Raw genomic sequence first — 9,732 nt, 5'->3', positions numbered from 1 at the left:
CCCCCCCAACTCCCGCGCAATAAACTCCACGAACGCGCGAATACGATTCGACATCTGATGCCGCGGCGAATACACCGCGAAGATATCCGCATTCGGTGTGTCGTGATCGGGCAGCAACTGGACGAGCGATCCTTCCGTCAGATACTGCCGGATGTCCCATTCCGCGCGCATCAGGATGCCGTGTCCTTCGAGCGCCCATTTGACGGCGATCTCGCCGTCGTTGGTGGTCAGCGTGCCCTTGATCCGCACCGCCTCGGTCTTGCGCGCGGCGCCGCGTCCCGAGGTCAGCCGCCACACGCCGTACGCTTCGTCGCCCTGACGAATGCCGATGCAGTTGTGGCGCGTGAGATCGTGCGCCGTGAGCGGCATGCCGTGCGCCGCGAGATACGACGGCGCCGCGCACAGCAGACGCCGGTTCGGCGCAAGCCGGCGCGCGACCACGCGGGTATCGGGCGGCTCGCCGAAGCGGATGCAGACGTCGAAGCTGTCGTCGGTAAGCGGCGGGGGCGTGACCGACAACTGCAGTTGAACCGACACCTGCGGATACCGCGCGACGAAGCGCGAGATCGCCGGCCCGACATGGCTGCGCCCGAAGCCGAGCGTCGCGTTCACGCGCAGCAAGCCCTTCGGTGTCTTCTTCGCCGAGCCGAGCAGTTCGGCCAGTTCGTCGATCTCGTCGAGAATCCGCCGCGCGCGCTCGAGGTATAGCTCGCCTTCGGGCGTCAGCATCATGCGGCGCGTCGTGCGGTTCACGAGTGCGACGCCCGCGCGCTGCTCCATCTGGGTCAGGCGCTTGCTGACGGCCGCCGCGGTCAGCCCCAGTTCGCGCGCGGCCGCGCTGAGGCTGCCGCTCGCGGCGAGCGTCGAGAAAAAGCCCAGATCGGCTGGCTGGACGGTGTCGCGCATCGTCTTTTCCGCGCCTTCGCATTTGTGAATGCAAGTTAAAGATGCTTTGAGTTTAGCACCGGTTTTTACCCGTGGGATCGAGCTAGAGTCCACTCACGCCATTCCCCAAGCACAAGGACGGAGACATGAAGACCTATCGCATCGCAACCATCCCCGGCGACGGCATCGGCAAGGAGGTCGTGCCGGCCGGCGCGCAGGTGCTCGAGGCGCTCGCGAAGACCACGCGCGCCTTCACGTTCGAGTTCGAGAACTTCGACTGGGGCGGCGACTACTATCGTCAACACGGCGTGATGATGCCGGCCAACGGGCTCGACGCGATCCGCAACAAAGATGCGATCCTGTTCGGCTCGGCGGGCGACAAGGACATTCCCGATCACATCACGCTGTGGGGCCTGCGACTGAAAATCTGCCAGGGCTTCGACCAATACGCGAACGTGCGCCCGACGCGCATCCTGCCCGGCATCGACGCACCGCTGAAGTACTGCAAGCCCGAGGATCTGAACTGGGTGATCGTCCGCGAAAATTCGGAGGGTGAATATTCGGGCGTCGGCGGCCGCGTGCATCAGGGCCATCCGATCGAAGCCGCGACCGACGTGTCGATCATGACGCGCGCCGGCGTCGAGCGCATCATGCGCTTCGCGTTCCGCCTCGCGCAGTCGCGCCCGCGCAAGCTGTTGACCGTGATCACGAAGAGCAACGCGCAGCGTCATGCGATGGTGATGTGGGACGAGATCGCGCTCGAAATCTCGAAGGAGTTTCCGGACGTCACGTGGGACAAGGAACTCGTCGACGCGGCGACCGCGCGCATGGTCAATCGTCCCGCGACGCTCGACACGATCGTCGCCACCAATCTGCACGCCGATATTCTCAGCGACCTCGCGGCCGCGCTCGCCGGCAGCCTCGGCATCGCGCCGACCGGCAACATCGATCCGGAGCGCCGCTATCCGTCGATGTTCGAGCCGATCCACGGCTCCGCGTTCGACATCATGGGCAAGGGGCTCGCGAATCCGGTCGGCACGTTCTGGTCGATCGTGATGCTGCTCGAACACCTCGGCGAATTCGACGCGGCCAGGCGCGTGATGCAGGCCGTCGAAGCGGTGACCGCGAACAAAACGCTGCACACGCGCGACCTCGGCGGCACGGCCACGACCGCGCAGGTGACGGCGGCCGCGTGCGCGTTCATCGAGCAGGCGGCGACGCCCGCGGCGAACGCGGCTTGAGCGCCGGCTTCGCGCGAACTGAACCGGACTGAGCGGAACCGCGCGCAAATCAGGCGCGCGGTCTACGCCCCGGCCACGACGTGGCCGGCACACAACCTTGACTCGACTAGCTCGGCCCAACGTCGGCCGGCGCGAGGCTCGCGCGCGGTCAATAGCCGCGCGCCGCAGGAGGAGACAATGACTTCGGAACTCGAAAGCCGGGTGTCCCGCAAGCTGATGCGGCGGATCATCCCGTTCGTCATGCTGTTGTACTTCGTGAGCTTTCTCGATCGCGTGAATGTGGGCTTCGCCGCGTTGTCGATGAACAAGGCGATCGGTCTTTCGCCGACCGCGTTCGGCCTCGGCGGCGGGCTCTTCTTTATCGGCTATTTTCTGTTCGAAGTGCCGTCGAACCTGATTCTGCACAAGGTCGGCGCGCGGCGCTGGATTGCTCGCGTGATGGTGTCGTGGGGGCTCGTGTCGCTCGCGTCGGCGTTCGTCGTCGGGCCGAACAGTTTCTACGCGCTGCGCTTCATTCTCGGCGTCGCGGAAGCGGGCTTCTTTCCCGGCATCATCCTGTATCTGAGCCTGTGGTTTCCGGCGCGGCAGCGTGCGGTCGCGGCGGCATGGTTCATGGCCGCCGCGCCGATCTCGACTGCGATCGGCTCGCCGATTTCCGGCGCGATCATGAAACTGCCGCCGATTGCCGGACTCGTCGACTGGCAAATGCTCTACATACTCGAAGCATTGCCCGCGATCATCCTCGGCTTCTGCGTGCTCAGGTATCTGACCGACAAGCCCGCGCAAGCCGAGTGGCTGCAGCCCGAAGAGCGCGACTGGCTGATCGCGAGGCTGAAGCTCGAAGCCGACGCGCGGCACGCGCATGCGGGCCACACGGCCGGCGCGCTCAGCGCGTTGCGCGATCCGCGCGTGCTCGCGCTCGCGCTGATCTACTTCGGCACCTCGGCGGGACTTTATACGCTCGGCTTGTGGGCGCCGCTGATCATCCGCCAATACGGTTTCGGCACGTTCGAAACCGGGCTGCTCGCCGGCGTGCCGAGCGTGCTCGCGGTGATCGCGATGGTGCTATGGGCGAAGCACTCGGATCGCACCGACGAACGTACGTGGCACGTCGTGATTCCGTGCGCGCTTGCGTGCCTCGGCTTCGTGTTCGCCGGTAATGCGACCACCGCGTTGATGATCGTGCTTGCGCTCGTCGTCGTGAACGTCGGAATCAGCGCCGCGAAGGCGCCGCTGTGGGCGATGCCGAGCATGTTCCTGTCGGGCGCCGGAGCGGCGGCGGGCATTGCCATGATCAACTCGATCGGCAATCTCGGCGGCTTCGTCGGGCCGTTTGCGATCGGCTGGCTCAAGCACGTGACGGGCGGCTATGCGGCGGGGCTTTATGTGGTCGGGGCGACGTTGGCGGTGTCGGCGGTCGTGACGCTGATGTTGAGCCGGCAGACGAAGTCTGCACCTGCCGCGGTGGGCGAACGGCACGGGCATTCGAACGCGCGCAGATAGCAGAGCTTGCGCGTCAGGTCCAGCAGGTAACGGGGCCGACGCTCGAGGTCTAATACACGCTAGCGATAATCCGCCGCGCCTTTGTCCGACATTACCGGTCTCCCGGCCTATACTGAACCGTGCGGCGCACCATTCGCGCTGCTGACTCACAAAGTCACCTCTGTGCGGATTTCCGCGCGAACGCTTTGCGCGTGTCCGCCGACACCTCGCTGCAAATCCAGCCCGGTGCAGCAACTCTCAATGCGAATGTCGGTCTCCGGCGTGCCACCTCCGCGCGCTGATCGAACACCGACGCCAGCCCGCCACCTTTTCGAAGGACGATTGGTCCTAACCGGCCTATCGTCCGTCCTCCGCTCGTTGCATGAGCAGGAATGGCTACGCATGGCTTACGCATGGCTGTATCTGTCAGATCGCTGTAAATGATGTTTTCTCTTAACTTGGGATGTCGAAAGACGGTGCGTACCTGCGCACCTCATTTGATTACAAGGAGACGAACATGAATAGCAAGCGTTTAAGCATGTTGTCGGCAACGGCTATTGCCCTTCTTTCACTCAATGGTGCGGCTCACGCCGGCAGCGCATGTTCAGCCTCTCTGCTGAACGGCGCATACGGTTTCAGTGCCGTGGGGCAGGTCATCGGACTGATCGACTCAGCGGGGGTGCATCAATTTGTGACCCAATTGGCGCTTAACGATGTCTCCCTGGTGACGTTCGACGGTTCCAAACATTTCACGCGAATTGACGTCGGCACGATCAATGGTGCGCCGAAGAACGGAGTGACCAGTTTCACCGGGGCCCAGAGTGGCGCCTACACCGTGAACCCCGATTGCACCGGAACGATGACTATCAAATACGACAGCGGGGTGGTGCTAGGCCTTGAAATAGTTGTGACCGATGATGCCAGATTGATCAAGGCCATCATCATCAGCGAGACGGTGCCGTCAGTCGGCCCGACCGTCGACGCCGTGAACTGTACTACGACTTCTTGTAGCGAAGCAGTGCAGGTCAGCCTTGAGGGGCGCAAGGTAGAGGCCTTCGGCTTCCGTCATTAGTCTGCGGGAGGAGCGTGACGTCTCACTCGGTGTCGGCAGACACGTGCAGAAGGAGGCTCCAGCGCAAGCTTCGAACGATGATCCGCTACGGCGTCTTCGATTCGCCGCCAACCACCGGAGGAAGCGTCGATCAAACCGCGGGCAATGCGCTCGCGTTGCAGGTCGCGCAGCAATCGTCGGTCTTGCTGAAGAACGCGGTGGCGAGCGGCGATTCGCAACCGGTGCTGCCGCTGAACGCGGCGGGGCTGTCGTCGATCGTGGTGATCGGCGCTCACGCGGATGCGGGCGTGCTGTCGGGCGGCGGCTCGGGCGCGGTGCCGGCGGCCGCGGGCAACGCGGTGTCCGGTTGCGTGTCGTCGTCGCCGCTCTTGAGCACGTGTGCGACGTGGTACAAGTCGGCGCCGCTGGCCGCGATCCAGGCGAAGGCGCCGAACGCGAGCGTGACGTTCGTCGACGGCACGAACGCGACCGCTGCCGCGAAGGCGGACGTGGCGATCGTGTTCGCTACGCAATGGGAATCCGAGGGGTCGGATCTACCGAGCCTGAGCCTGCCGAGCAACACGACCGACAGCAATAACCAGAGCTACGAGCAGAACGCGCTGATCACCGCGGTCGCGGCGCAAGCCAAGCGTGTGATCGTCGTACTCGAGAACGGCAGCCCGGTCCTGATGCCGTGGCTCGGCAACGTGCACGGCGTGCTCGAAGCATGGTATCCGGGCGTTCAGGGCGGCCAGGCGATTGCCGATCTGCTGTTCGGCGCCGTGAACCCGTCCGGCAAATTGCCGATCACGTTCCCGATGCAGGACGCGGATCTTCCGCAACCGACGATCTCGGCCACCGATACCACCGTTACCTACAGCGAAGGGCTCTTCATGGGTTATCGCTGGTATGACGGCAAGCAGATCGCGCCGCTGTTCCCGTTCGGTTACGGGCTGTCCTACACGAGCTACAGCTACTCGGGCCTCAACGCGCAAGTGGATGCGAGCGGCAACGTGAAGGTGACCTTCACCATCAAGAATACGGGCTCGCGCGCGGGCGCGGAAATCGCCGAAGTTTATGCCGCGTTGCCGAGCGGTCTGGGCGAACCGCCGAAGCGTCTGGTCGGCTGGCAAAAGGTCGCCCTGCAGGCGGGGGAGTCGCAGCAGGTCAGCGTATCGATTGCGCCGAAGCTGCTGTCGACGTGGGACGCGACCAACCACGTGTGGAAGCTCAACGGCGGCGTCTATCAGATGATCGCGGGGGCTTCTTCGCGCGATCCGAATGCGTTGACGGCGTCGGTGACGATCGCGGGGCATTGAGCCCTGAGGTTTTGAACTGGAAAGCCTGGTAGCGGGGTACGGGGTCGAGCGCCGTATCCCGCCGGCACGCGTTCGGCATGTCAGTGGCCGGGCAGACGATAAGCGAACTCGTACGAATGCGCGCCGTCGACGATGTCGATCCTGAACTCGCCTTCAATGCCGCTCAGCTCGCCCGTGCCTGAATCCGGCACGACCGTCACCGCCAGCGCCGCTGCGCCGCGATTCATCACGCCGATATGCTGCAGCACGAGCGTGCCCTGCTTGCCCGCCAGCGTGCCAGTGACCTGTTCGAGCGCGACATAGCCGGCCGAGCCTTTGACGTTCGTCATCGCGCTCAGCATTTGCCCTTGGGTGGTCGCGGCGAGATCGCCGGAGATCTGCTTGTCGATCGACATGCGGCCGAGCTTCGATTCGGCCTCCGCGTTTTCGAACGGCATCGGTTGAAGGGAGACGATGAAGGTGCCTTTTGCGACGTGGTGAGTCATCGGGATTTCCTCCGGGCTTGAACGGGCGACGGCGAAGCGGCGAAACGAAACGTGACCCTTCCGAACCGTAGCACACGTCGCTGTCAGGGCGCTGCACGCGCAGTGCCGTCGCTCGTGCCGAACGCGTCCGCGAACTCGCGCTTCAACCACGCGAGCGCCGGGTCCTGGTCGTGCGCCACGGCCCACATCAGCGAAACCTCGTAGCCCGGCACCTCGAATGGCAGCGGACTCAGCGCGAGACCGAGCGTATCGCGCCAGATGCGGCCGATGAACTCCGGCACCGTCGCGATCGCCGCCGTGCGTTGCACGATGAACGGACTGGTCGCGAAGTTCGAGCTCGAAAACACGACGTCGCGCTTCAGTCCCTGCATCTCGAGTCGTTCATCGATGAAGCCGCGCAGCTCGGCGCTGAACGAAGTCAGCACGTGGCGATGGCGCAGAAACTCGTCCATCGACAGATGCTTGCGGCGCGTCCTGACGAGCCGGGGGTTGTAGACGCTCACGAAGCGCCATGAAAAGAGCGGCGTGAGTCGCTGCCACGGCACGCATTCGCGGAATACACCGACCGCGAGTTCGATCGCGCCATCGTCGAGCATCGCAACGGCGCGCGTCGAATCTGTGGAGCGCGCGATCAGCTTCACGCCGGGTGCGGTGTCGGCGAGGCGCGCAATGATCTCGGGCATCAGCAGCAGTTCGAGCGAATCGCTGAGGCCGATGCGGAACACGCGCTGCGCGCGGGCCGGATCGAAGACGGACGGCTGCGTGAGCGCCTGATGCAGCGATTGCAGGAACGGCTCGATCTGCCGCGCGAGTTCGAGCGCGCGCGGCGTCGGCGTCATGCCTTGCGGCGTGCGCACGAACAACTCGTCGCCGAAGGTCTCGCGCAAGCGCTTCAGCGCGCCGCTGACGGCCGGTTGCCCAAGAAACAGCCGCTGCGCGGCCCGCGTGACGCTGCGCTCTTCCAGCAGCGCGCGGAAGGTCAGCAGCAGGTTCAGGTCGAAGCGCCGAAAATCATTTTCAATGATGTTCGCCATGACATTAAACGATTTGAGTGATGGGCTCGCACCGCGCATTCTACTGCCACGGGGTCTTCCGTTCACACTCAGGAGCAATGACATGGACTGGCAAAATCAGAAGGTCGTGGTGCTAGGTGGCTCGTCGGGCATTGGGCTCGCGCTGGTGAAGCGGCTCGTGACGACTGGCGCGAGCGTCGTCGCGGTGGGGCGCGACCGCGCCAAACTGGACGATGCGCTGATTGGCATCGGCGGACAGGTGACGAGCGAGGCGCTCGATTGCGCCGATCGCGCGGCGCTCGGACACTTTTTCGGCGGCCTCGGCCGGGTCGATCACCTGGTGATGACGCTATCGGGCGGCGAAGGCGCGGGGCCGTTTGCCGAACTGGATCTGGCCGCGCTGCGGCGTGGCTTCGAGGCCAAGTTCTGGCCGCAGCTCGAAGCCGCGCAGACCGCGCTACCCACGCTGCGTCGCGACGGCAGCCTGACGTTTCTGACCGCGATTTCGGCGCGCATCGCGAATCCGGGCACGGCGGGTCTGGGTGCGATCAACGGCGCGCTCGAAAGCATGATCGGCACGCTGGCGCGCGAGCTTGCGCCGCTGCGCGTGAACGCGGTGTCGCCGGGTGTGATCGATACGCCGTGGTGGGACAGATTTCCCGCGAGCGTGAAGAGTGAGCTGTTTCGGCAGCAGAGCGAAACGTTACCGGTGCGGCGCGTCGGGCAGGCCGACGATGTCGCGCACGCGCTGCAGTTTCTGCTGGAGAACACGTTTATGACGGGGGCGGTGATCGAGTGTGATGGCGGCTTGCGGCTACTGTGAAGCACGGGCGCGGGAACGCGTGGTCAGGCGTTCTTCGCCCGCTGAACGCGAACCGGCAGAAACATCGCCGCCGCGAAGCACAACAAATGCAGCCCGGCCAGCAGCACGAACGTCGGCAGAAAGCGGCCGGGCTGTGCACCCGAAACACCGTGCAACGTCGACGCCATCACCATCGAAAGCAGCGTCGTCGCGAACGGACCGCCCACTCTCTGCGCGATGTTCAACGCAGTATTCGCAACCGCGAGCCTTTCTCTCCCGATCGACGAATACGCGGCCGAGATCGACGGCACGCTGATCGTCCCCTGACCGACGCCCGCAAAGAACAGACCGACCGCGGCCCATCCGGCGGAGAACGAATCAACGCTCAGCCACAGAAACACGAGCGTGCTCAGAAACGCCAGCAGTGCGCCGCCCGCCGCGAGCGCGCGGCAGCCGAGCCGCTCGGTCAACCATCCGAGCAGCGGAAACGAGCACATCATGCCGACGCCGGTTGCCGCGAGCAGGCCGCCCGCGTGCGCGGCCGACAAACCGCAGCCCGCGATCAGAAAAAGCGGCACGGCGAGCTGCCGTCCATACATGATCCCGTTCGCGAAGAACTGGGCGAGTGCGGCGACCGAGAACGTACGTGTCGCAAACATGCGCACGTCGATCAGCGCGGTATGGCCTTTGCGCGCCGCGTACAGCACGAAGCCGGCGAGAAACGCGACGCCCGCGAGCAGACACGCCAAGCCCACCGCTCGCGACGCGTCCTGAAGTCCATAGACAAGCGCGACGAGCCCAGGGGAGATCAACGCAAAGCCGGTGAAATCGAACGGTCGCTTCTGCGACTCGGCGGCATCGCGCGGCAGCAGCAACACCGCCGTCGCGACGCCGAAAGCGCCCACCGGAACATTGATGAAGAACAGCCAGGGCCAGCTCGCGTGCGCGAGCACGAGGCCGGCCAGCACCGGGCCGAGAATCGGACCGAGCAGAATGGGTAGCGCGGTGTAGCCCATCACCCGCTCGAGGTTCTTGCCGGCCACGCGTCCGATCATCATTTGTGCCATCGGCGCGAGCACACCGGCAACGAGGCCCTGGAAGATGCGCGCGCCGATCAGCTCGCCGATCGTCTGCGCCGCGCCGCACAGCATCGACGCTATCGTGAACGTCGAAAAGCAGAACAGGTACAGCCGCTTCGCGCCGATGCGGTCGACCAGCCAGCCGTTGAGCGGCAACATCAACGCCATCGCGAGCAGGTAGCCGCTGACGATCCACTGCGCGGTAGCGATCGACGCATCGAGCGTATGGCCGATCGCCGACAGCGACACGTTGACCAGCGTCGAGTCCATCTGCGACATGAACGAGCCGATCGACACGACCGCCGCGACTTTCCACACGGTCGGATCGATCCGCGTGGAAGCGGATGCGGAGGCGTGCTCGCGCATGCCGTTCAT

The 9,732-nt window shown here is 64.8% G+C and carries 8 protein-coding genes and 1 pseudogene; 5 read left to right on the top strand and 4 right to left on the bottom strand.

The window, feature by feature from the left end; translation table 11 throughout:
• On the bottom strand, window positions 1-906 hold a 906-nt coding region (locus F6X40_RS27965), incomplete at its 3' end, for a LysR substrate-binding domain-containing protein (RefSeq protein WP_187630037.1).
• Between the two features lie 125 nt (window positions 907-1,031).
• Between F6X40_RS27965 and F6X40_RS27960 the strand changes: the two genes are divergently transcribed.
• The 4 genes and pseudogenes from F6X40_RS27960 to F6X40_RS27945 form a co-directional block, all read left to right on the top strand.
• Window positions 1,032-2,126 (top strand): tartrate dehydrogenase, encoded by a 1,095-nt coding sequence (locus tag F6X40_RS27960; protein ID WP_184073493.1) that lies wholly within the window; start codon window positions 1,032-1,034, stop codon window positions 2,124-2,126.
• Window positions 2,127-2,303: 177 nt separating this feature from the next.
• Window positions 2,304-3,629, top strand: coding sequence for an MFS transporter (locus F6X40_RS27955; protein ID WP_187630036.1), 1,326 nt, complete (start codon window positions 2,304-2,306; stop codon window positions 3,627-3,629).
• 496 nt (window positions 3,630-4,125) lie between these two features.
• Entirely contained in the window at window positions 4,126-4,680 is a 555-nt protein-coding gene (locus tag F6X40_RS27950; protein WP_187630035.1) for a hypothetical protein, read from the top strand.
• Between the two features lie 26 nt (window positions 4,681-4,706).
• Window positions 4,707-5,978 (top strand): annotated as a pseudogene (locus tag F6X40_RS27945) (glycoside hydrolase family 3 C-terminal domain-containing protein); the annotation flags it as partial.
• A gap of 80 nt (window positions 5,979-6,058) precedes the next feature.
• On the opposite strand, the gene F6X40_RS27940 reads toward F6X40_RS27945, so the two are convergent.
• Complete coding sequence (locus F6X40_RS27940) at window positions 6,059-6,463, bottom strand: DUF3224 domain-containing protein (protein ID WP_187630034.1); 405 nt, start codon at window positions 6,461-6,463, stop codon at window positions 6,059-6,061.
• Between the two features lie 83 nt (window positions 6,464-6,546).
• The gene (locus tag F6X40_RS27935) at window positions 6,547-7,497 is read right to left on the bottom strand and encodes a LysR family transcriptional regulator (protein ID WP_187630033.1); all 951 of its coding nucleotides are present in this window, start codon (window positions 7,495-7,497) and stop codon (window positions 6,547-6,549) included.
• An 82-nt stretch (window positions 7,498-7,579) separates the two neighbouring features.
• Between F6X40_RS27935 and F6X40_RS27930 the strand changes: the two genes are divergently transcribed.
• Window positions 7,580-8,299: an SDR family oxidoreductase gene (locus F6X40_RS27930; RefSeq protein ID WP_187630032.1), complete on the top strand. Its 720-nt coding sequence runs from the start codon at window positions 7,580-7,582 to the stop codon at window positions 8,297-8,299.
• Between the two features lie 23 nt (window positions 8,300-8,322).
• Here the strand turns inward: F6X40_RS27930 and F6X40_RS27925 are convergent, their stop codons facing one another.
• Window positions 8,323-9,732, bottom strand: a complete 1,410-nt coding sequence (locus F6X40_RS27925) for a DHA2 family efflux MFS transporter permease subunit (protein WP_187630031.1) — start codon at window positions 9,730-9,732, stop codon at window positions 8,323-8,325.

The organism is Paraburkholderia sp. UCT31, assembly GCF_014397655.1.
GTDB lineage: Bacteria > Pseudomonadota > Gammaproteobacteria > Burkholderiales > Burkholderiaceae > Paraburkholderia > Paraburkholderia tuberum.
This window is presented reverse-complemented; position numbering and strand designations above follow the sequence as displayed.

What these genes read in the sequence shown, in the direction of transcription:
- F6X40_RS27940 (WP_187630034.1), bottom strand. Translation starts at nt 6,463, where the DNA reads ATGACTCACCACGTCGCAAAAGGCACCTTCATCGTCTCCCTTCAACCG.
- F6X40_RS27955 (WP_187630036.1), top strand. Translation starts at nt 2,304, where the DNA reads ATGACTTCGGAACTCGAAAGCCGGGTGTCCCGCAAGCTGATGCGGCGG.
- F6X40_RS27950 (WP_187630035.1), top strand. Translation starts at nt 4,126, where the DNA reads ATGAATAGCAAGCGTTTAAGCATGTTGTCGGCAACGGCTATTGCCCTT.
- F6X40_RS27925 (WP_187630031.1), bottom strand. Translation starts at nt 9,732, where the DNA reads ATGAACGGCATGCGCGAGCACGCCTCCGCATCCGCTTCCACGCGGATC.
- F6X40_RS27935 (WP_187630033.1), bottom strand. Translation starts at nt 7,497, where the DNA reads ATGGCGAACATCATTGAAAATGATTTTCGGCGCTTCGACCTGAACCTG.
- F6X40_RS27960 (WP_184073493.1), top strand. Translation starts at nt 1,032, where the DNA reads ATGAAGACCTATCGCATCGCAACCATCCCCGGCGACGGCATCGGCAAG.
- F6X40_RS27930 (WP_187630032.1), top strand. Translation starts at nt 7,580, where the DNA reads ATGGACTGGCAAAATCAGAAGGTCGTGGTGCTAGGTGGCTCGTCGGGC.